Origin of the sequence: Mannheimia kashgarensis (assembly GCF_041807705.1) — a bacterium.
Lineage (GTDB): Bacteria > Pseudomonadota > Gammaproteobacteria > Enterobacterales > Pasteurellaceae > Mannheimia.
Window position 1 is genome coordinate 1 of the sequence record NZ_JBGTYY010000003.1, and the last position, 20,927, is coordinate 20,927.

Below are 20,927 nucleotides of genomic sequence, written 5' to 3' on the forward strand. Positions count from 1 at the left end.
CTGTATGCGTAAGCTTTTAACCGTGATTAATGCCATCGTCCGTGATGGCTCACAGTGGAATGCTCACGCGGTTTAATTAACGAATTTGTATCTCGCCAAAAATGTTGGGGAGATACAGTTGCTACCTTTTATATGTGGAAAATTTTGCAAATTTTTTGTGAAAAATAACCGCTTGTAAGCTATACTAAAAACGCTTGTCGGAGTGCCATAGGGCTGAGATCGCAACTGCGAGATCCGTCGAACCTGTAGGTTAGTACCTGCGTAGGGAACAAGTTTTACCAAAATTTAGATTATCTATAAATTTTGGCTCATCACCACACTTCTGATAAGCAAACCCTTCAACTTTTATGAGGATTTTGCTATGTCTAATTATTCAAACTCTCAATATCAACCTAACGTTATTTGGACAGTCGCAGGCTCAGATTCCTGTGCCGGAGCTGGATTACAAACCGATTTACATACTTTCCACGATTTTAACCTAGTCGGCTGCTCGGTCGTTACTTCTGTAACCGCTCAACATCCACACGGTGTGCTTTGTGTAACGCCTGTTGATGATCATACTTTCCGCCAGCAGTTCGAGGCATTACTGATTCAAGGCTATCCAAATGCAATCAAAATTGGCTTACTTTGCTCACAGGCACAAGTCGAAATTTTATGCGAATATATCCAAAAAATTCGCTCAGAAAGTGAAAATTATTGCTTTGTAGTTTACGACCCTGTTGCGGTGGCAAGTAGCGGACAAGCCCTTTCAGACAGCATTTTATTGCCTGTAGTGCAGGAAAAACTCTACCCATTAGTGGATTTAATTACCCCAAATGGCACGGAATTAGCTTTACTGACTGAAACTGAAATCAATACGTTTGATGATGTGAAAATTGCTTCTCAAAAGCTGTTTGCACAAGGCGTGAAAGCCGTTTTAGCGAAAGGCGGACATTTTGAATGGCAAGGCGAAAGCGTGTGTGATTACTTAATTACCGCCCAAGAGATTTTCTCTTTTACCCATCAAAGAGTGCAAAGTGTTAATACACACGGCACAGGTTGCACCTACGCTTCAGCAGTTGGCTCAATGTTGGCAACCGGCTTTGATTTAGCTGATGCCGTTACAGTTGCGACCGCTTATTTGCAAAAAGGCTTATCGGAAAAACAAGGCAGAGGGCAAACTGCTTTAAGTTCACTTTGTCATACCGGCTACCCTGATGATATTACGTTCTTCCCGCAAACCGAGCTGATTTCTGCTCCCTTTAAATTGCCGACAGCCCCTTTTACTCCAACAGAATATCAACTTGGGCTTTACCCTGTGGTCGATAGTGTTGAATGGATTGAACGCTTAATTTTGAGAGGGGTAAAAACCTTGCAAATTAGAATCAAAAATCGACCGCTTGCAGAGATCGAGCAAGAAATTGCCCACTCGGTCGCACTAGCGAAACAGCACAATGTGCGTTTGTTTGTAAATGATTATTGGCAGTTAGCTGTAAAGTATCAGGCTTACGGTGTGCATTTAGGGCAAGAAGATTTAGCCACTGCCGATTTAAATGCAATTCAACAAGCAGGGCTACGCTTAGGCGTTTCCACACACGGCTATTTTGAAATTATGCGAGCATTAGCAATTCAGCCCTCTTATATCGCATTCGGACACGTTTTCCCAACACAAACGAAAGAAATGCCATCGCAACCGCAAGGTTTAACCAATTTAGCCAAATATGTTGAGCTTGTTAAGCCACTTCATATTCCAACAGTCGCGATTGGCGGAATTAGTGGAGAAAGAATTGGGCAAGTGATGAAATGTGGCGTAGGTAGTGCAGCGGTGGTGAGTGCCATTACCCAAGCAAAAGATTGGCAACAAGCGGTTGAAAATCTGGAAAAATTTGCAAATGTGTAGTTAAGGCTAATTTAGGCGGACGTAAGCTCCGCCTAATTTGTTTCAGTTAAATCTCCGCCAATTCCAAATCTTTGGTTTCGTGCACTTGCCATAACGCCCAGAAGCTGAGTAGTGAGGCAGCTGATAAATACCCTCCAACGCCAAATAAGCCAAAGTTTTCGTTAATTTTAACGGCGATGATGGTAAACACACTTGCCCCTAAAATGCCTGCTGCGGTATAGGCAAGAGAAGCCCCAGTATAACGTACTTCCGTTGGGAAGAGTTCGGGTAGAATAACCGCCATCGGGCCGAAACTTAAGCCGATTAAAATCATTCCAATGGTTAAGAAAATGAATATTGAAGTTGGTGTGCCGTTTTCGAGGAAAAACGGCATTGTTAAGCCGTAAATGACAGTTGCTCCTGTGGCGATTAGTAGCAATAAACGGCGTCCGATTTTGTCGGAATATAAACCAGAGAAGAAGATCGCAATGCCAAAAATTACGGAGGTAATCAGTAAGTATTGGGTGTACATATTCGCTGGTAGTCCTAAACCTGTAGCGTAACCTGCTTCAGATACCGCAACTGGGCTTTTCACAAAAATCGGGGTAAAGGCAACTAAAATATAGAATAGCACATAGCCTGCGGTAGCAATGAACACGCCAATCATAAACGGCTTGAAATGCTTGATAAAAAGTGTTTTAAGTGGGGTGTGGCGGTTTTTACCTTGCTGTTCTGCTTTGAGGAAAATCGGGCTTTCGCTGATTTTAATGCGGATATATAAGCCGATAAAAATCATAACAATAGAAGCCACGAAGGGAATTCGCCACGCCCAATCTAAAAAGGCTTGCTCACCATAAATTAGGTTTACGAGGTAGAACGCTCCGTTTGCCAATAGTAAGCCGATGGGAGCTCCCATTTGTGGAAAAATACCATAAAACGCCCGCTTGTGTTTTGGGGCGTGTTCGGTTGCTACTAATGCCGCTCCGCCCCATTCGCCGCCCAAGCCTAAACCTTGTCCAATTCGGCATAAGCAGAGTAGCACCGTTGCCCAAATGCCAATGGCGGCATAGTTCGGCAGTAAACCAATCGCGACTGTAGATAAGCCCATCAATAGTAGCGAGGCAATCAGCGTTTGTTTACGTCCATATTTATCGCCAAAATGCCCGAAAATAATCGACCCCATCGGGCGAGTGAAAAAAGCAAGGGCAAGAACAGAAAGCGACATTAATTGGTTAGAAACAAGGTCATCGCTATTAAAAAACTGCACATTAAATACCAGCACCGCCGCCATTGTATAGATATAGTTATCAAAATATTCAATGGCTGTACCAACCATTGAGGCAACGGCAACTTTGGTTGGGCTTGATTGCGTTGGTTTAGACATATTCTACCTCCGCATATTGCTCAACTGTTTCTGGCGTTAAAGCACCTAACTCATCTAACAGATTAACGGCAAATTGCCCGTATTGAGTAGGTTTAAGCGATTTTGCAGCTATTTCGCCTGCAATCGCATAGGCAGTACAAGCCTCAACAACGGCGTTGAAATAGTGTTCTTTCTCGGCAACCGCTAAAAATGCACCGCAAATGGCACTCAATAAACAGCCTGAAGCGGTAATTTGTGGGAACATTGGGCTGCCGTTTTTCAGCAATGCTGTGCGTAAGCCATCGCTTACCACATCGGTTTCGCCACTAATAGCTACTAAGGTTTTATAACGTTTCGCAACCTGTTGTGCGATTTCTACAACGCTGTGCGAGCCTTCCCCAGCATCAACCCCTTTGGCTTGCCAGTTTACGCCTGCGAGAGTGGCAAATTCCCCAGCATTGCCTCGAATAGCGGTAAATTGGATTTCATTCAATAAGGTTTCAACGGTTTGACGGCGAAAAGGCGTTGCCCCCACACCAACGGGGTCAAGCAGCACAGGGATGCCTAAACGGTTGGCTGTTTTTCCTGCCAGCACCATTGCTTCAACCTCTTTGCCAATGAGTGTGCCGATATTAATTACTACTGCTTTGCTTAAGGCTGGCACGGTTTCCATTTCCTCAATGGCAGCTGCCATAATCGGCGAAGCTCCGAGAGCTAATAAGCCGTTGGCGGAAAAGTTAGCGGCAACAATGTTGGTAATATTGTGAACAAGCGGTCGATTTTGCCGAATTTTTTGCAAATAGATAGATTGAAATGGGGTAGATGTGGTCATCGTTTATTCCTCATTGTATTGAAAAAAACAATGCACCAACACAAACGGGAATAGAACGGTTTTAAGCCTTTAGTTTCCTACGTCAGTGCTAACTGCATCAGGTTCAACGGGTATTTCTCAGCTTGCTTTATGAGATATAAAACAAGCACCCCGACTAAATGAGAGCTCAATATAAAACTTTAGAAAATAGTTGTAAAGATTTAAGCCGCTTCTCGATGATAAAACCGCAAACTATGCTCTTTTTGGCGGGCGGAGCTAAAGGCGGAAACCCGTTTTAAGTAACCGATAACACGAGTGCCATAGTCAATGTTTTTAGAGCCGCATTTGGAGCAACTATGCAGAGTACGTTTGTCTATATGGTTGCATTCATTGCAAATGGTAATTTTAACGTTAATGCAGAAATAGTTGCAGCCTGTTTTGGCAGCGGTGTCTAATAATGAACGGTAGCCATTGGCGGTTAAGGCTTCATCAAGGTTTAAATGCAGAGCGGATCCGCCATCTAGCCATTCAATTAGTTCTTTACCGTGTAGCAAGAATTTATCAAGGGCATTAATTTCTTCATCTTCAACCACATAGAAATAAGAGTTGTAGCAATCACGAGGCACGAAGTAGCCGTCTGTTTTATCCCATTTTGCATTTTTTACCCCTAAATTTTCGGCAGGGACAAATTCGGTGTTGAATTTCACGCCATATTGCTGGCTGGCAGCTTGATTTGCCTCAAAAATAGTTTTTAAGCGAGATTGTACAAAGTCAATATATTCGGGGTTATAACCCACTTTTAAGCCTTGCGATTCAGCCGCTTCCGCCATTCCGTTAATACCAATGGTAAGGAATTGTTTATCGAGTGAAATAAAGCCAGCCTCATAAACAGGGAGCATTCCGTTGGCTAAATATTTTTCCATTAATTTTCGGTAAGCGTATTGATATTTATGGATCTTGCTGACTTCTTGGCTCAAATCACGCTTATCTTGCACTAAACGGTTCATATTAATTGTAATTACATTTATTGAGCCTGTTGCAACACCGCCTGCACCGAGCGAGTAAGAGAAAGTGTGATCGCTAATTTCATTGCGTAAACGGCAGCAAGAGGCGAGCGAATCAGGGTTATCTGACTGATAAATAAAAAAGGAATTACCTTGTGCCAATTCATTTGCCATTTGGTTGACAAATTCATCATCTTTGCATTTGCCTTGCTCAGTTAGCATTGCGGCGGTTACAACTGGGAAGGTAAGAATGGCTTTGCTGCGTTCTTTGTTAAACCATTGCATAAAGAAAAGCTGCAATTTAGCGGTGGTTTCCCAGTTTGGTTTTTCAAAATCAGGGAACACAAAGTTGCCGAACATTGCCTCGAAATAGAATTTATCGTAAACCGAAATATTCCAAAACACGCTTTGATAGCCCCGTGCCGCCGCAGGTTGGTTGATACTGTAAACGACTTGTTGAAGGTGGTTTTCAATGTCTGAGCGGTGCGTTTCTAAATAGTTATCGCCATAATCTTTACGGGCAAAGTAGTCAAAGTAGGTTAGAAATTCAACGGTTGCAACTGCCCCTGCAAATTGTGAGCTGATGGCAAAAACAAAATTAATAAAAGAGCCACAGAAAGAAGCGAGATGTTTTGGAGCTTTGGATTCACCCCCCAGTTTGGTTAAGCCATCTCGTAAAAACGGATACATCGTAACAGATACACAGTAAGGCTTGAGGCTGGTTTCATCGTGAACGTAAATTTCGTGTGTTTCAATTTGGCGGAGATATTCACAAGCGGTCTCTTTTCCAAAAAGTTTTGCAATTTTTTTGCTAACTTTTGCTCGATTAATTTGCACAAAAAGATCTTTCATCAGCTCGTTTTCCATTGTAGCGATATTTTTTTGTGTTACGTTGGCGTTAGCATCCATTTTTGAGCCATCAGCGGCATTTTTAGCTTGAATGTAATGATCGATAAATTTTAATTTGCGTGATAGTTGTTCCTCTTCTAATCGAATCATAGCGTTGCTCCTTTGATAAATAAGTGGTTTAGATTTTCGTTAGTGCGTAAATCAATAAAACGTTGGTTAGTGGTTAGGCTGTTTAATCCGCCTCGTTCGGCAATCCAACGACCTGTTTTTAAGTAAGTTAATTCAGCCAGTAAATAAGGAGGTACGTCGTGCCGTTCCAAGCCTGTGTAGAGGCAAGTTTGTAGCCCTTGTTGTCGGCAAAGTTTTAGTAAAGAGAGTAATGTTTCCACCTGCCATTCTCCGCCCATAAAAAGCACACAACTAATTAAACCCTGATAGCGTGTGAGGCGTTCAGCGAGATAATCAATCGTCAGTTCTTTTCCTTTGCTAGCTTTCCAGCTTTCTACACTATGGCAGCCTTTACAGCCAAGCGGGCAGCCTGTAATCAGAAAAGCGAGTGAGGTTTCATTCGGCACTTCTTGCCAAACAATTTGCTCTGAGCTGAATCGAAGATTTTCCATTTTTACTTTATTAACACAATATATTGTGTTTTTTAATAATTTTTAACACTATATATAGTATGTTAGATCTGTTAGGCTGAGAAAGTAAAGAGCAAAAAATATGAAAAATCAGTTGAAATTTGAAGATGTGAATAAAATCAAAAAGATAGTGAATTGTAAATTTTTGGCGAAAAAAAGACCGTGTAAAAAATACACGGTCTTGAAAAGTTTGATTAATTGATCTCAATAACATCAAACAGTTTTTCTAATTGATGGGTTAAAAGTGAAAGCTGGCGGTTGCTCACTAAAATTAATTTTAGTTCAAATGTCGCATCATTTGATTCCACGTTCAAACTTTTTACTTCAAAACCACGATGGCGGATTACTCTTAAAATACGCTCTAAGGTTTCAGGGCGTTTGTTCGCTTTAATGCTTAATTGATACTGTTCCATCTGCGTTCTCCTATACATCGTCATCTAGCATATCGGCATTGCAAGCACCCGGTGGAACAAGCGGCCATACGTTGTCTTCTTGTGGAATGCAAACGTGGAGTAGGTAAGCCCCTTTTGCATTGAGCATTCTGTTGATCGCATCGGAGACTTCATTCGCTTTTTCAATACGCTCGCCTTGAATATCAAAGGCTTTTGCCAGCATTACAAAGTCTGGGTTATCGTCTAAAATTGTATGGCTGTAGCGACCGTGAAAGAATAGCGATTGCCATTGACGAACCATTCCTAAGCGTTGGTTATCGAGCAATAAAATTTTAACAGGCAAATTGGCTCGTTTGATTGTGCCAAGCTCTTGAATATTCATTAGAATTGAGCCATCGCCTGTAATCACAATCACTTGATCGTCAGGGCGAGCCACTTGAGCCCCGATTGCCGCAGGTAAGCCAAAGCCCATTGAACCAAAACCTGCTGAGGTAATGTAATTTTTCGGGTCAAAATAGCTTAAATGTTGTGCCGACCACATCTGGTGTTGCCCAACATCGGTGGTTACCACGCTATTTTTCGTTTTACGGTTAGATAAGGTATGCAAGAGAGCTACCGCATCAATATCGCCATTGCCGCTATTTTCTTGATATTGGAAGCCAAATTGCTGTTTTAAATTACGCACATCTTCACGCCAAGCCTCAATATTGAGCGGTTGAGCTAAGTAATCCACAGCTTCAATGAGACTGCCTTTTAATGCCACTTGAGCTTGGCGAAGTTTGTTGATTTCCGCGTTATCAATATCAATATGAATCACTTTTGCGTGAGGGGCAAAGGTGTCTAATTTGCCTGTTACACGGTCATCAAAACGAGCTCCACAGGCAATCAGTAAATCGCACTCCTGTACCGCATAGTTAGCCGCTTTTGTACCGTGCATACCGATCATACCCATATAAAGCGGATCGGTTGGATCGATAGTGCCTAACCCTTTTAAGGTGGAAACAGACGGAATATTTGCAATTTTTACAAAATTTCTGACCGCTTGCACACCGTTTGCCATTCCTACACCACCGCCGACATAAAGCACCGGTCGTTTAGCTTCCGCTAATAATTGCTTCGCTTGTGCTAATTTTTCTGCATTTTGGGCAGGAGCTTCTTCTTTAGCATAAACAATAGGTTGGGCATTAGTCAGTGCTAATTGTACATCTCGTGGGATATCAACCAGCACAGGGCCCGGTCTGCCACTTTGGGCAATTTGGAATGCAAGAGCTAAAATTTCAGGTAATTCTTCAATATTTTGCACGATAAAACTGTGCTTAGTACAAGCTAAAGATAAACCCAGTACATCTGCTTCTTGGAATGCGTCCGTTCCGATTAAATGGCTGGTAACTTGCCCTGTAATAGCAACTACAGGAATGGAATCTAGGGCTGCATCCCCTAAGCCGGTAATTAAATTGGTTGCACCCGGGCCGGAAGTTGCGATACAAACACCTACTTTGCCTGTTGAGCGGGCATAGCCAATAGCCGCCATTGCCGCCCCCTGTTCGTTACGGCAGAGAAGATGATCTAAGCCCGAATCGTAAATGTCATCATAGGTTGGCATTATTGCCCCACCCGGGTAGCCGAAAATAGTGGTTACGCCTTGAGCTTTAAGGCTCTCGGTAACTAATCTTGCCCCATTCATTAATGTTGTGTCCTTGATATTTTTATTATGCAAAAAGAAGCTGTATAAATACCATAAATTCAGTCTTTTTTAAACTTTATTTTAGCTAAATAAAAGTCGTTTTTATTTAACAAAATAGCTGTTTACCTCTTAAGAGGTATTTTCCTTAATTTTATTGATTTACTTCAATAAATCTTCACTTTGAGATAGTCGATTTGATTTAAATTGCATATTCTCCTTAATGAATTATTAGGATTATCTTATTAATTTAATAGGAAAAATTCTTATTTAGATTGAATGATTTTTTTACCTGAGTGGGAGAACCAAAATGAAATTTCTAGCAAAAAGCCTCGTAATGGCGACAATTTCAATATTGGGGTGTTTACAACCAGCTTTAGCTGAAGAAGCAAAAAAAGAATCTTTAACAGATAAAGCGCTTAAACACGAAAAATTAGGGGTAACGGTTGAATCAGCTAACCATTTATTTGAAGAAAAATACCCTCTGCAATACAAATCTTGGAAAGCAACGTCTGAATCGACAGATCGTGGTAGTGCGTTAGAAGCAGATCCACGTTATGTGATTTTATGGGCGGGTTATGCATTCTCTAAAGATTATAACAAACCTCGTGGTCACTATTATGCGGTTACCGATGTGAGAGATATTTTGCGTACCGGTGCACCTAAAGATGAAAATGATGGTCCACAACCAATGGCGTGCTGGACTTGTAAAGGTCCAGATGTTGCCCGTTTAATAGAAGAAAAAGGCGAACGTGGTTATTTTGACCCTAAATGGGCGAAATATGGTTCAGAAATTGTGAATTCTATCGGTTGTGCAGACTGTCATGACACTACTTCAGAAGAGTTTAAAGAAGGTAAACCTGCATTGCGTGTTGCTCGTCCTCACGTTCTTCGTGCATTAAATACTATCGGCTGGAAGTTTGAAGATTTAGACAAACATGGTCAGCGTCCTGCAGTTTGTGCAAACTGCCACGTTGAATACTACTTCAAAAATAAAACAGACGTTACCTTCCCTTGGAAAAATGGTGTTGATGTTGATAGTATCGAAAAATATTACGATGAAATCAAATTTACAGACTGGACTCACGGTTTATCTAAAGCGCCTATGTTAAAAGCACAGCACCCTGACTTTGAAGTATGGTCTCAAGGTACTCACGGTAAAAATGGTGTAACTTGTATAGATTGCCATATGCCGAAAGTGAGAGATAAAGATGGCAAAGTGTATACTGATCATAAAATTGGTAATCCGTTTGATAACTTTGATGTAACTTGTAAAACGTGTCACGAGCAAAGTAAAGAAAGTTTACAAAAACGTGTGAAACAATATAAACACGATGTAAAAGAAGCAATGATTCGTTTAGAAGATCAATTAGTAAAAGCACACTTTGAAGCGAAAGCAGCTTGGGACGCTGGTGCAACGGAAGAAGAGATGAAAAACATCTTAACAGCTATCCGTCACGCTCAATGGCGTTGGGATTATTCTGCAGCAGGACATGGTAACCACTTCCACGCACCGGATGTAATGTTACGCACTATTGCAACTGGTATTGATCGTGCAGCAGATGCTCGTGCAGAGTTAGGTGTTGTATTGACGAAACACGGTGTTGCAACGCCTATCGCAATTCCTGATATCTCAACTAAAGAGAAAGCACAAAAAGCAATCGGTTTAGATATTCCTAAAGATCAAGCTGCGAAAGATGAATTCTTAAAAACAGTAGTTCCTCAATGGGAAAAAGAAGCGCGTGCTAAAGGCTTATTGCCGGCAGAAGAAGCACCAAAAGCAGATGCAAAATAATGTAGCTTGAGGTGGATTATGAAAAATGTAATATTAAAAACAGGGCGAGGAATCGCCCTCCTACAAGCGGTGATATTTGCAGTTTTTTTTGCAATATCAAACGCTAATGCAGTAATGCCTGAGCAGCCAAAACCTCTTTGGCAATCAGAAAAAGCAGATGATGCGCAAATTATTCAAGATGCACGTCGTGATCCAAACAAATATTGCACCCAGTGCCACGAATCAGCAAATGCAACGGGCAAACCTTTCCATCACGCAGGAAAACATTTCCAAAAAGATGTGAAAAGCCCGAACACAGGTGAGCAACTTACTTGTGTGAGCTGTCACGGCAATATCTCTGAAAGCCACCGTAAAGGGGTGAAAGATGTAATGCGTTTTAACCCGCACGGTAAAGCAAGTAACCCAGATCTTGAGCGTTCGATTAATGAGCAAAACCAAGTTTGTGTTGCTTGCCATACTCCGGAGAAATTGCGTGAAACATTCTGGGCTCACGACACGCACGCAACAAAAATTACTTGTACGAACTGTCACGAGATTCACCCGGAAAAAGATCCGATGAAAGACATTCCTGAAAAAGATCGCATCAAACTTTGTACGGATTGTCATACCAAAATTCACTCAGGCGAATTTAAAAACCCTGAAATGAAAGCCACAGAAGCAAAAGGAACAAAATAATGTCTTGCACCCGTAGAGATTTCGTCTCAGGGGCAGGTGCTATCGCAGTAGTGGCAAGTACAGGTCTTGCCACCTCTATCACTCTTGCTACTGAGAAAGAAAAAAAGAAAATCCGCTATGCGATGGTACACGATGAAACAGCTTGTATTGGTTGTACAGCTTGTATGGATGCTTGCCGTACTACCAATAAAGTACCTGAAGGTGTTTCTCGTTTAGAAATTATCCGTAGTGAGCCGTTTGGCGAATTCCCAAATGTACAATATGAATTCTTCCGTCAATCTTGCCAACATTGTACTAATGCCCCTTGTGTGAGTGTTTGCCCAACAGGTGCTTCATTCATTGACCCTGAAACAGGCATTGTTGATGTAAATGCGGATTTATGTGTGGGTTGCCAATATTGTATTGCGGTTTGTCCGTACCGTGTTCGTTTCATTCACCCTGAGAAAAAATCAGCAGATAAATGTAACTTCTGCCGTGATACGAATCTTGCAGAGGGTAAACAACCTGCCTGTGTTGAGGCTTGCCCGACTAAAGCATTAACTTTCGGGGATATGAACGATCCAACCAGCGATATTTTCCACAAAGTGAGAAATAATCCAGTTTATCGTACCAAAACCTCATTAGGAACAGAGCCGAATTTATATCACATTCCATTTGGTAAAGGAGAACATAGATAATGAATGAATATGTACCTTTCCAAACCCCAAACCTTGTTTGGGACGGCACAATCGCCATTTACTTATTCCTACTTGGTATTTCATCAGGTGCGGTACAGTTAGCTATTGCTTACCGTAATAGTGGCGTAAAAATTGAAAAGCCAAGCCAAAACTGGATTATTCGTAGTGCGGCTATTCTCGGCACTGTGCCGACATTAATCGGTTTAACGCTACTTATCTTCCACTTAACAAAACCGTGGACGTTCTGGAAGTTAATGTTTAACTACAGTGGCACATCGGTGATGTCGATGGGGGTAATGCTATTCCAACTTTATATGGCAGTATTGGTTGTTTGGATTGCCATTATGTTTAAAGATTGGGTTGCTCTGTTGATTAACCGCTATCTGCCAGCATTAAAATTCCTATTAGGCTGGATTGATGCGATTGAGGCAAAACTGATTAAGCCGATTGAGTTTATCTTATTCGTGTTAGCAGCAGTGCTAGGGGCTTATACAGGTTTCTTACTTTCAGCGTTAGTGAGTTACCCAATGTTGAATAACCCTGTATTACCAGCGTTGTTCTTAGCCTCTGGTGCTTCATCAGGTATTGCTGCAACCTTCCTAATGGTATTGCTTGCAGGTAAGCTATCAGGTGAAAGCAATGAAGTTCACTTTATGCACAAATTTGAAGTACCGATTATGGTGACAGAATTAGGCTTAATTGTGGCATTCTTTGTTGGTTTACACTTCGGTGGAGCAGATAAACAACTTGCTTTAAGTAATGCCCTTTCAGGATTCTGGGGAACGGTGTTCTGGATAGGAGTAATGCTTATCGGTATTGCAATTCCACTTATTGCCAATATTTTTGGTAGCCACCGTTTGAAACATAATGTGAAATTTATTATTTTAATTTCCATTTTCGACTTAATTGGTGTACTCTGCTTACGATACTTTATCCTTTACGCAGGACAACTTACGATTGCGAGTTAAAGTAAGTCTGATAAATATGTAGGGGAGGGTCCTGTGCCCTCCCTCATATTTTTGCATTGCGGACAGGCACAGGAGCTGTCGCTACATTCCCTAAACGCAGTCATCTTTGGGATTTTTTTATGCTATCGGAAATAGGCTATTTTTCACTTTTATTGGCTGCTATTGCAGCGATTTTTCAAGTTGGTTTTGCAATATGGGGAGAGATCCGCAAGCAATACCATTGGCTAGCGTTATCGCCGCTATTTACCTATTTACAAGCTGCTTTTACCACCATTTCCTTTTCTGCGTTAGTCTATGCTTTCTTAACGGACGATTTCTCCGTTATCTATGTCGCAGCTCATTCCAACAGCCAACTCCCCGATTTCTTTAAATTTGCTGCATCTTGGGGCGGTCACGAAGGCTCAATGCTGTTTTGGCTCACGGCTCTTGTGCTTTGGTCTGCGGTATTTTGTAAATTTTCTAGAAATCTCGACCGATTGTTTGCTAATCGAACGCTCGTAATGTTGGGGTTGATTTCACTTGGTTTCCTACTTTTTATTTTATTAGTTTCTAGTCCATTTGAGCGAAGCTTTCCACCGCCACCAGAAGGACGAGATCTCAATCCAATGTTGCAAGATATTGGGTTGATCTTCCACCCTCCATTACTTTATTTAGGCTATGTTGGCTTTGCGGTTAGCTTTGCAATGATTGTAGCAGCTCTTATTTCAGGGGGAATGGACGCAGCTGTAATGCGTTGGATTCGTCCTTGGACGATGATTTCTTGGGGCTTTCTCACCGCTGGTATTATTTTAGGGGCGTGGTGGGCATATTATGAACTCGGCTGGGGCGGCTGGTGGTTCTGGGATCCTGTTGAAAACGCCTCCTTAATGCCTTGGCTATTAGGCACAGCCTTAGTGCATAGTTTGATTGTAAGCCAACAACGTGGCGTATTTTATTACTGGACAATTCTACTTGCGATCTTCGCTTTCGCCCTCAGTTTATTAGGTACATTTATTGTTCGCTCCGGGGTTTTAACCTCTGTTCACGCTTTTGCGGTTGATCCTGATAGGGGAATGGCAATTCTTATCCTCTTTTTCAGCCTCAGTTTTATTGCTTTAGCCCTTTTCGCCTTTAGAGCTAATTTATGGCAAGGCAACGTTCGTTTTGATTTGCTTTCTAAAGAAACGGCTTTTCTAATTATTAATGGCTTATTCAGTGTAGCGGCTTGCGTGGTATTACTTGGTACGTTTTACCCAATGATCTTTACCATCATGAATTGGGGATCAATTTCCGTTGGTGCTCCTTATTTCAATAGTGTATTTGCTCCTCTCACATTATTACTAATGGTTATTATGGGGTTTGCAGTAGTGCTACGCTGGAAACAGATCCCAATCAAACAGATTTTGGTGAAATTATGGTTATTCCCTGTGGCGATAACCTTAGCTCTTGGCATAATTTATCTCTCTATTTCACAAAGAGAGCATTTTGATTTCGTTTTACTGCCAATCGTATTTATCAGCTTTGCGGTGTGGATTATTTTAACTCATATCCCTTATTTGCCATTTATGTTCAAAATAAAGCCGCTTGCAATGCGACTGGCTCACATTGGCTTTGCGATCTGTGTGATTGGGGCGATGATGAACAGCTATTATGGAGATGAAATTGGCGTGCGTTTAAAGCCTAATGAACAGGCAGAATTAGCGGGCTTTACCTTCAAATATCAAGATTATAATGATCTCATTGGCCCAAATTACACCGCAGAACAAGCCGTGTTCTCCATTAGTAAAGATGAAAAAGTATTGGCAACCGTAATGCCAGAAAGACGCTATTATGATGTTCGTACGATGACAATGGCAGAAGTGGGGCTATACCACCACTACTTAGATGATGTTTATATTGTAATGGGTGATAAGTTTGGCAATTTAGAATATGCTTTCCGTCTCCATTACAAACCTTATGTGCAAGCCCTGTGGTTGGGGGGTATTATTATGATTATTGCCTCTATTTTGGCACTATTCGGTTACCGTAGAGAACATAAAAAATGAAAAAAGTACTGTTACTTATTCCTATTCTGATACTTGTAATGATTGTGGGCTTTCTTGCCGTGCCGTTAATGAATAAAGATGCACTTTCCCCAACCGAAGATTGGCAGGGCAAGCCTTTCCCTGAATTTGTGGGCAAGAACTTACTTGATAGCAATGCTCACTTAAACAATAACAGCTTGCCGCAAGAGCCTTATATTCTCAATGTGTGGGCGAGTTGGTGTACTTGGTGTATTAAAGAATTTCCGATTTTATTAGAACTCAAGCAACAAGGCGTACCGATTGTGGGCTTAACTTACAGCGACCGCCCGAATGATGCCCTTAAAGCATTGGAAAACTGGGGAAATCCGTTTAGCTTGATTATTGATGACTATGAAAAAGGCTATTTAATTCAAACACTTAAAGTATCATCAGCACCATCAAGCTATTTGGTTGACCGACACGGCGTAGTGAGATACCAACAAAAAGGCTACAACCCCGATTTTGCCCAAGATTTTATGCCACGATTAGAGGCACTTAGAAAGGAAAAATAGCGAATGATAAATAACCTATTTTCACTTTTGCAAAAAATTGCCAAAATTTTACCGCTTGTATTTGCGATGAGTGTTTTTATTAATACCGCTCAAGCAGATATGGTGGATACATTCCAATTTAAAAATGAAGTAGACCGAGTCAGAGCGATTTCACTTGCTCGTTCCTTGCGTTGCCTACAATGCCAAAACCAAAACTTGGTGGAATCAAACGCAACCGCCGCCTACAATATGCGGATTGAAGTATATGAAATGGTCAATGCAGGCAAAAGTAATGAGGAAATTATCCGCATTATGACAGATCGTTTCGGGCATTTTGTCAATTATAAACCACCACTTACCCCACAAACGTGGGTGCTGTGGGGCTTACCGCTCGGGTTGTTTGGCGTATTGTTTATCGCTATTTTATGGCGAACTAAAAAGAAGAAAATAGTATACTCTCGACTACAGGGATAGAGGACGAGTTCTATGTCAATATTCGTAGGGACAGGTCCTGTGCCTGTCTGAAAACAATATTAATTTACGGACGGGCACAGGACTCGCTCCTACTCATAAAGAGTAAACTGACTAAGAAAGATACAGAAAATGGAAACTCGTGATCAATTAAGCAGAGAAAATTATCAACAAGCGGTCAAATTTGCCCAACATTTTGCAGATGATGTGAGGCAAGAATATGAGCGTGAAGCAGAACAGCGTTACCAATTCGAGAAGGCTCAATTTGAACAAAATGAGTTGCAAAATAACGCTAAAAATCGACCGCTTGCTAAAATGGCAACACTTTCAGCTGTTGCAATTTTATTGTTAGGAATTGCTTACTATGCTTTTTCAGGGCGTTACCACGTTGTACAAGAGGGCTTGAAAGTTCATAAAAATTTCCAGCAACAAGTCAGCGAAGCTCACGGCACATCAAAAAATGAACGCTACATTATCAGCCTACAAAATCAGCTAAGAGAAAACCCGAATAATGGCGATCTCTGGTATGAACTAGGGCAGGCTTATGTATTAAACAATGATTTTGACTCCGCCTTAGTTTGTTATGATAATGCCCAAAAACTACTCGGCAAAAAAGCCGCCATTTTAGGTGCAGTAGCCACCGCTCGTTATTACGACAACGGACAGAAAATGACTGCAGAAATTAATGCAATTATTGATGAAGCCTTAAGTTTAGATAAAAATGAAAGTGCTAGTTTGCTACTACGAGCCTCAGACGGCTTTCTAAATAATAACTACCAACAAGCCCTTGATTACTGGCGAAAAGTGCTAGATAGCAACAATGATGCCATTAACCGCCGAGCAATTATTCAAAGTATGGAAATGGCGAGACAGATGTTGGAAGGGCAGCAGAGAAAATAAATTTAAGCAATGTTTAAAAACACCGCCCAATTTTCATTAAGCGGTGTTTGGCATTAGATTGATTGTGATTGGGTATATGTGGTTAAAATTAAATTAGCTATTATAGCAGATTTTAGGGGCTTTTTTTGTTTGGGTTAGCCAAATTACCATAAAACATCGTTTAAAAATCAGTCGGCAATATTCATCACTTGCGACAAAATTTGGTTATACGCTTGCAAATTCTGTAAAGTTTGAGCCAATCGCTGATTGCCAAACTGCTCTGTGGCGACACGCTCCAAGGCATCAAGCTCATCAATCAACGGATAGGCAAGCGTTTTGCCCTGTTCGGTTAGGGTCAAGACTTTTTCCCGCTTGTCGTTTTCGCTTGGCAAATAGTCAATCAAGCCGTCTGCGTGCAGTTTTTGGCACGCCATTGAAATGGTCTGTTTGGGCAATGCCCACAAAGTACCAATCTGTTTTTGGGTGCAGGTATGCAGGCGAACCAAAGTATGCAAAATCGCCAAATAATTGTAATTTAAGCCCTTTTTCTTTGCCCACGCATTATAAAGATTAAATAAATGGCTGATCGATTGCCCCAGTTTGTCCGCTTGGGTCATTGTGTCATTCATAGCAAACTCCTGATTAAATCACTTTTAGGCGAAGGTGGTCATAAAGGTAGTTAAAAATCAAGGCATACACGGTGATGACAATCGTCAAGCCGACATCTGCCAAAAATGCGTGCCACAACGACAGCCCAAGCAAATAGGCAAGCACAGGAATGGTAAATACCAACAGCCCCGCTTCAAAACTGATGGTATGAAACACACGCAGTCCCAAGCCCCGTGTTTCTCGTGGGGCGGTAAACGCCTTGTCAAAACCAAAATTAAACACAAAATTCCACACCATCGCCATCATTGCCATCACAATGCCCACGCCAATGGCAGAACTGGTGTCGGTATTTGAAAACAGCTTCACCAGAATGGTGGCAACCGTAATCGCCCCCATTTCAAAAAACACCGAATGAAACAGGCGTTCGTTTAGGCTCATTGGGGCTGAAAAGACATTACTCATCGTTTCTCCAAACTAAAAAAGTCCAAATACTGACTAATTTGGGGTGTTGTAGTCAGTATTTGGACTAATTAAAAGCGTGGGTTTGTAAAGAAGTGTAATTTTAGGCTGGCTGAAAAGGTGTTTTGCAAAATTCCAATAAAAAAACACCGCTTGCCCCTTTTAAATATAAGGCAAACGGTGTTTGTATTTTTTAACCATCAATGCGTATTTAAAATATCCACATTGTCTTTGTCTGATTTGCCAAAATTATCCACCAAAGTTTTGCTGGCTTCGTTTAAACCAAACACTTGCACGCTTGCCCCTTGTTTTTTGTAGCGTGCCACCACTTTATCCAAAGCACTGACCGCCGAAATGTCCCAAAAATGGGCGTGGCTGACATCAATGCTCACCGTTTTGACGGCTTTGTTATCAAAATCAAAACTGGCGATAAAATCATCGGTTGATGCAAAAAACACCTGACCTGTTACCCCATACGCTAAAGCGCTTTCGTCTGCGGTGGGCAGGTGTAGCACCTTCATATAACGCCCGATTTTATTGGCAAAAAACAACGCCGATAACAACACCCCAAAAAACACACCTAGTGCCAGATTATGACTGTACACCACAATGGCAACGGTGGTTATCATCACCACATTAAAGCCCAACGGGTGCGTTTTGAGTTCTTTGACAGACTGCCATTTAAAAGTGCTAAGAGCCACCATAATCATAATGGCAACCAGAGCAGGCATTGGAATGATTTTAATCCAATCGCCCAAAAACACCACCAAAATCAACAAAAACACGCCTGCCACCAGCGTAGAGAGCCGTGTGCGTCCGCCTGATTTGATGTTAATCACCGACTGCCCAATCATTGCACAGCCTGCCATACCACCAAACAGACCGCTGACAATGTTGGCAATGCCTTGCCCTTGACATTCTTGATTTTTGTTGCTGTCGCTTTCGGTCATCTCGTCAAGCAAATTGGCAGTCAATAACGATTCAAGCAAGCCGACCGCCGCAAGGCTTAGCGAATAAGGCAAAATAATCCACAAGGTTTCTAAATTAAACGGTACATCAGGCAACAAAAACGCAGGCAAACTGTCAGGCAACTGCCCCATATCGCCCACCGTGCGAACATCAAAGCCAAGCACCACCGCCACCAAAGTAACCAGCACCACCGTTGCCAAAGGCGATGGTATGACTTTGCCAATTTTGGGCAAATAACCAAAGCCATACACCACCAAAAGCCCCAAAGTGGTTAGGGCATAAGTTTGCCAAGACACGCCTGCCAAATTGGGATTTAATTCGGGCAACTGTGCCAAAAAAATCAAAATCGCCAACGCATTGATAAAACCAATCATCACCGCCTGTGAAATAAACCGCATCAAACTGCCCAGTTTCAGCCAGCCTGCGATAATCTGAATCACACCCGTCAAAAGCGTGGCGGCAAGCATATAATCCATGCCGTGATTTTTGACCAAACTTGCGAGTACCAACGCCATTGCCCCTGTGGCGGCACTAATCATTGCAGGACGACCGCCAAAAAAAGCAATCACAATGGCAATACAAAAAGACGCATACAAGCCCACCTGTGGTGAGACCCCAGCAATGATAGAAAAAGCGATGGCTTCTGGAATCAATGCCAACGCCACCGAAAGCCCTGATAAAATATCGGCTCGTGGATTGGCAAGCCAGTTTTGGGAGAAATGTTTAGCAGAAAAAGCAGAAAATAATGCGGTCAAAATAATTATCCAGACTGTCAAAAATCGGCAATTATAACATAGCTTTTGGGTTGATTTAAATGATAAAACACCGCTTGGCTGTTTTAATCACAATCCAAGCGGTGTTTTTCTTTCCTTAATTTTTAAGCCCATACTGATATGGCACGCCCAAATGCTCCTTAGCGTATCGCCTTCATAATCGGTATGATAAATTCCCCGCTCTTGCAAAATCGGTACGACTTTTTCCACAAATTCAAGCACGCCCATTTGACTGTCAGGAGCCAGCGAAAAGCCGTCTGTCGCCCCTGCTTTAAACCATTCTTCCATAAAATCCGCCACATCGTGAGCGGTGTCAACCACCACAGGGTGATAGTTAATCACGCCATTTGCCAAGACTTCTTTGGGGCGACATTCCTTTTTTAATCAGCTCCACCGCTCTTGGCGAACGGGGGCGTGTGGGTGCGGTGTCGCCTGATTTTGTAGGGCGATTGGCAAGGGTTCATTCAAATCCAAACCGTGCAAATTGACCCCAATCATCGCCGATAAATAGCGAATTTGCCCATAAAATTCATCATCACTCATAAAGTCAATGAGCTTCATTCTGCGAGCGAGTGCGTCTTCATAAGTGTCGCCAATGGTAAACATAAATCCTGAAAACATATTAATCTCATCAGGGTTTCTACCGTGAGCGATGGCACTTTGTTTTAACACACTCCGATAATTTCTTGCCTCGTCAATGCTAAACGGATTGGCATACACGCCACTGGCAAAACGCCCAGCCAGCTCAATGCCTTCTGGACTTGGACCTGCCTGAAAAATCGGCGGTTGTCCTTGCGGTGTGGCAGGAATGGGCAACGCCCCTTTGACTTGATAATGTTTGCCTTTGTAATTGGCTTGCTTTATTTGGCTCATATCGGCAAATTGCCCTGTCGCTTTGTCGGTAATGTAGGCGTTTTCGCCAAATGTTCCCCAAAGGTCTGCACCGCCTCCACCATTTCGTGTGCCATTTCATAGCGTGTGGCGGTGTCCGGGTAGGGGCTTGTCGCCAAAATTATAAGCCACTTCTCTTGTGCCTGTGGTAACGGCATTCCAACCAATACGCCCACCACTGATGATGTCCAGTATTTTTAGTTGGCGAGCCAAATTGTAGGTCAAGTTATAGGTTGTAGAATAAGTCGCCATCAAGCCAATTTTTTTGGTATGTGTGGCAACGGCTGAAAAAATCGTCATCGGCTCTAACACAAACATTGGGGATTTGTGGGCAAAATCGCCACTTACGCCCGCCCCAATCATTGCAGAGGTGTCGGCAATAAATAGGGGGTGAATTTTGCCTTGTTCGGCAATTTGAGCCAGTTTGATGTAATTGTCAATGTCGGTATAGGCTTTCTCGTTGCTCTCGGCAAGTCGCCACGCATAAGATTCGTTGCCATAGCCTGTTACAAACATCATTGCCCGTTTCATTTGTTTGTTTGAATTGTCAAGATAATCGGTCATTTTAGGTTCTCCCATTAAAAAGTATGGGGATATTATAGGGTTTTATTATTGATAATTGAATGGTTAAA

19 protein-coding genes, 1 pseudogene and 2 riboswitches are annotated in these 20,927 nt (G+C 42.1%); of the genes and pseudogenes, 9 read left to right on the forward strand and 11 right to left on the reverse strand.

Annotated features, from left to right (window positions below; genetic code table 11):
* Positions 1 to 188: 188 nt before the first annotated feature.
* Positions 189 to 285, forward strand: a riboswitch (TPP riboswitch).
* Between the two features lie 76 nt (positions 286 to 361).
* On the forward strand, positions 362 to 1,879 hold the full coding sequence (gene thiE / locus ACERCF_RS02170; protein WP_373624463.1) for a thiamine phosphate synthase: 1,518 nt from the start codon (positions 362 to 364) through the stop codon (positions 1,877 to 1,879).
* A gap of 46 nt (positions 1,880 to 1,925) precedes the next feature.
* Here thiE and ACERCF_RS02175 read toward each other — a convergent pair whose 3' ends face one another.
* From ACERCF_RS02175 to ilvG, 6 genes are all read right to left on the reverse strand, one after another.
* Complete coding sequence (locus ACERCF_RS02175) at positions 1,926 to 3,242, reverse strand: MFS transporter (RefSeq protein ID WP_373624464.1); 1,317 nt, start codon at positions 3,240 to 3,242, stop codon at positions 1,926 to 1,928.
* Complete coding sequence (gene thiM, locus ACERCF_RS02180) at positions 3,235 to 4,053, reverse strand: hydroxyethylthiazole kinase (protein ID WP_373624465.1); 819 nt, start codon at positions 4,051 to 4,053, stop codon at positions 3,235 to 3,237. The genes ACERCF_RS02175 and thiM overlap by 8 nt, the downstream gene beginning before the upstream one ends.
* A 57-nt stretch (positions 4,054 to 4,110) precedes the next feature.
* A riboswitch (TPP riboswitch) is annotated at positions 4,111 to 4,216 on the reverse strand.
* Positions 4,217 to 4,253: 37 nt separating this feature from the next.
* The gene (nrdD, locus tag ACERCF_RS02185) at positions 4,254 to 6,035 is read right to left on the reverse strand and encodes an anaerobic ribonucleoside-triphosphate reductase (RefSeq protein ID WP_373624466.1); all 1,782 of its coding nucleotides are present in this window, start codon (positions 6,033 to 6,035) and stop codon (positions 4,254 to 4,256) included.
* Positions 6,032 to 6,505: an anaerobic ribonucleoside-triphosphate reductase activating protein gene (gene nrdG, locus ACERCF_RS02190; protein WP_373624467.1), complete on the reverse strand. Its 474-nt coding sequence runs from the start codon at positions 6,503 to 6,505 to the stop codon at positions 6,032 to 6,034. The genes nrdD and nrdG overlap by 4 nt, the downstream gene beginning before the upstream one ends.
* 212 nt (positions 6,506 to 6,717) lie before the next feature.
* A complete protein-coding gene (gene ilvM, locus ACERCF_RS02195; RefSeq protein WP_373624468.1) occupies positions 6,718 to 6,936 on the reverse strand; it encodes an acetolactate synthase 2 small subunit in 219 nt (72 codons plus the stop codon).
* A 10-nt stretch (positions 6,937 to 6,946) separates the two neighbouring features.
* Positions 6,947 to 8,599, reverse strand: a complete 1,653-nt coding sequence (gene ilvG / locus ACERCF_RS02200) for an acetolactate synthase 2 catalytic subunit (RefSeq protein ID WP_373624469.1) — start codon at positions 8,597 to 8,599, stop codon at positions 6,947 to 6,949.
* 307 nt (positions 8,600 to 8,906) lie between these two features.
* On the opposite strand from ilvG, the gene nrfA reads away from it, so the two are divergent.
* From nrfA to ACERCF_RS02240, 8 genes are all read left to right on the forward strand, one after another.
* Positions 8,907 to 10,391, forward strand: a complete 1,485-nt coding sequence (gene nrfA / locus ACERCF_RS02205; RefSeq protein WP_373624470.1) for an ammonia-forming nitrite reductase cytochrome c552 subunit — start codon at positions 8,907 to 8,909, stop codon at positions 10,389 to 10,391.
* 18 nt (positions 10,392 to 10,409) lie between these two features.
* Positions 10,410 to 11,066: a cytochrome c nitrite reductase pentaheme subunit gene (gene nrfB, locus ACERCF_RS02210; RefSeq protein ID WP_373624471.1), complete on the forward strand. Its 657-nt coding sequence runs from the start codon at positions 10,410 to 10,412 to the stop codon at positions 11,064 to 11,066.
* A complete protein-coding gene (gene nrfC, locus ACERCF_RS02215; protein WP_373610533.1) occupies positions 11,066 to 11,743 on the forward strand; it encodes a cytochrome c nitrite reductase Fe-S protein in 678 nt (225 codons plus the stop codon). The genes nrfB and nrfC overlap by 1 nt, the downstream gene beginning before the upstream one ends.
* The gene (gene nrfD, locus ACERCF_RS02220) at positions 11,743 to 12,711 is read left to right on the forward strand and encodes a cytochrome c nitrite reductase subunit NrfD (RefSeq protein WP_373610534.1); all 969 of its coding nucleotides are present in this window, start codon (positions 11,743 to 11,745) and stop codon (positions 12,709 to 12,711) included. The genes nrfC and nrfD overlap by 1 nt, the downstream gene beginning before the upstream one ends.
* A gap of 119 nt (positions 12,712 to 12,830) precedes the next feature.
* The gene (nrfE, locus tag ACERCF_RS02225) at positions 12,831 to 14,735 is read left to right on the forward strand and encodes a heme lyase NrfEFG subunit NrfE (RefSeq protein ID WP_373624472.1); all 1,905 of its coding nucleotides are present in this window, start codon (positions 12,831 to 12,833) and stop codon (positions 14,733 to 14,735) included.
* Positions 14,732 to 15,265 (forward strand): redoxin family protein, encoded by a 534-nt coding sequence (locus ACERCF_RS02230; protein WP_373610536.1) that lies wholly within the window; start codon positions 14,732 to 14,734, stop codon positions 15,263 to 15,265. Before nrfE ends, ACERCF_RS02230 begins: the two co-directional genes overlap by 4 nt.
* Before the next feature lie 3 nt (positions 15,266 to 15,268).
* Positions 15,269 to 15,718, forward strand: coding sequence for a heme lyase NrfEFG subunit NrfF (gene nrfF / locus ACERCF_RS02235; RefSeq protein WP_373624473.1), 450 nt, complete (start codon positions 15,269 to 15,271; stop codon positions 15,716 to 15,718).
* Between the two features lie 129 nt (positions 15,719 to 15,847).
* Complete coding sequence (locus tag ACERCF_RS02240) at positions 15,848 to 16,615, forward strand: TPR domain-containing protein (protein WP_373624474.1); 768 nt, start codon at positions 15,848 to 15,850, stop codon at positions 16,613 to 16,615.
* Positions 16,616 to 16,782: 167 nt separating this feature from the next.
* Here the strand turns inward: ACERCF_RS02240 and ACERCF_RS02245 are convergent, their stop codons facing one another.
* From ACERCF_RS02245 to ACERCF_RS02265, 5 genes and pseudogenes are all read right to left on the reverse strand, one after another.
* Entirely contained in the window at positions 16,783 to 17,223 is a 441-nt protein-coding gene (locus tag ACERCF_RS02245) for a MarR family winged helix-turn-helix transcriptional regulator (protein ID WP_373624475.1), read from the reverse strand.
* Positions 17,224 to 17,236: 13 nt separating this feature from the next.
* Positions 17,237 to 17,665 carry a PACE efflux transporter gene (locus ACERCF_RS02250; RefSeq protein ID WP_373610540.1) on the reverse strand — a complete coding sequence of 143 codons (429 nt, stop codon included), beginning with the start codon at positions 17,663 to 17,665 and terminating at the stop codon, positions 17,237 to 17,239.
* Between the two features lie 197 nt (positions 17,666 to 17,862).
* Positions 17,863 to 19,386 (reverse strand): SulP family inorganic anion transporter, encoded by a 1,524-nt coding sequence (locus ACERCF_RS02255; protein WP_373624476.1) that lies wholly within the window; start codon positions 19,384 to 19,386, stop codon positions 17,863 to 17,865.
* Between the two features lie 87 nt (positions 19,387 to 19,473).
* Complete coding sequence (locus ACERCF_RS02260; protein WP_373624477.1) at positions 19,474 to 19,746, reverse strand: hypothetical protein; 273 nt, start codon at positions 19,744 to 19,746, stop codon at positions 19,474 to 19,476.
* A 42-nt stretch (positions 19,747 to 19,788) separates the two neighbouring features.
* Positions 19,789 to 20,874: pseudogene (locus ACERCF_RS02265) on the reverse strand (LLM class flavin-dependent oxidoreductase).
* Between the last annotated feature and the right edge of the window lie 53 nt (positions 20,875 to 20,927).

Excerpts from the sequence above, each read along its gene's own strand:
- thiE (WP_373624463.1), top strand. The coding sequence starts at position 362 with ATGTCTAATTATTCAAACTCTCAATATCAACCTAACGTTATTTGGACA.
- ACERCF_RS02175 (WP_373624464.1), bottom strand. The coding sequence starts at position 3,242 with ATGTCTAAACCAACGCAATCAAGCCCAACCAAAGTTGCCGTTGCCTCA.
- thiM (WP_373624465.1), bottom strand. The coding sequence starts at position 4,053 with ATGACCACATCTACCCCATTTCAATCTATCTATTTGCAAAAAATTCGG.
- nrdD (WP_373624466.1), bottom strand. The coding sequence starts at position 6,035 with ATGATTCGATTAGAAGAGGAACAACTATCACGCAAATTAAAATTTATC.
- nrdG (WP_373624467.1), bottom strand. The coding sequence starts at position 6,505 with ATGGAAAATCTTCGATTCAGCTCAGAGCAAATTGTTTGGCAAGAAGTG.
- ilvM (WP_373624468.1), bottom strand. The coding sequence starts at position 6,936 with ATGGAACAGTATCAATTAAGCATTAAAGCGAACAAACGCCCTGAAACC.
- ilvG (WP_373624469.1), bottom strand. The coding sequence starts at position 8,599 with ATGAATGGGGCAAGATTAGTTACCGAGAGCCTTAAAGCTCAAGGCGTA.
- nrfA (WP_373624470.1), top strand. The coding sequence starts at position 8,907 with ATGAAATTTCTAGCAAAAAGCCTCGTAATGGCGACAATTTCAATATTG.
- nrfB (WP_373624471.1), top strand. The coding sequence starts at position 10,410 with ATGAAAAATGTAATATTAAAAACAGGGCGAGGAATCGCCCTCCTACAA.
- nrfC (WP_373610533.1), top strand. The coding sequence starts at position 11,066 with ATGTCTTGCACCCGTAGAGATTTCGTCTCAGGGGCAGGTGCTATCGCA.
- nrfD (WP_373610534.1), top strand. The coding sequence starts at position 11,743 with ATGAATGAATATGTACCTTTCCAAACCCCAAACCTTGTTTGGGACGGC.
- nrfE (WP_373624472.1), top strand. The coding sequence starts at position 12,831 with ATGCTATCGGAAATAGGCTATTTTTCACTTTTATTGGCTGCTATTGCA.
- ACERCF_RS02230 (WP_373610536.1), top strand. The coding sequence starts at position 14,732 with ATGAAAAAAGTACTGTTACTTATTCCTATTCTGATACTTGTAATGATT.
- nrfF (WP_373624473.1), top strand. The coding sequence starts at position 15,269 with ATGATAAATAACCTATTTTCACTTTTGCAAAAAATTGCCAAAATTTTA.
- ACERCF_RS02240 (WP_373624474.1), top strand. The coding sequence starts at position 15,848 with ATGGAAACTCGTGATCAATTAAGCAGAGAAAATTATCAACAAGCGGTC.
- ACERCF_RS02245 (WP_373624475.1), bottom strand. The coding sequence starts at position 17,223 with ATGAATGACACAATGACCCAAGCGGACAAACTGGGGCAATCGATCAGC.
- ACERCF_RS02250 (WP_373610540.1), bottom strand. The coding sequence starts at position 17,665 with ATGAGTAATGTCTTTTCAGCCCCAATGAGCCTAAACGAACGCCTGTTT.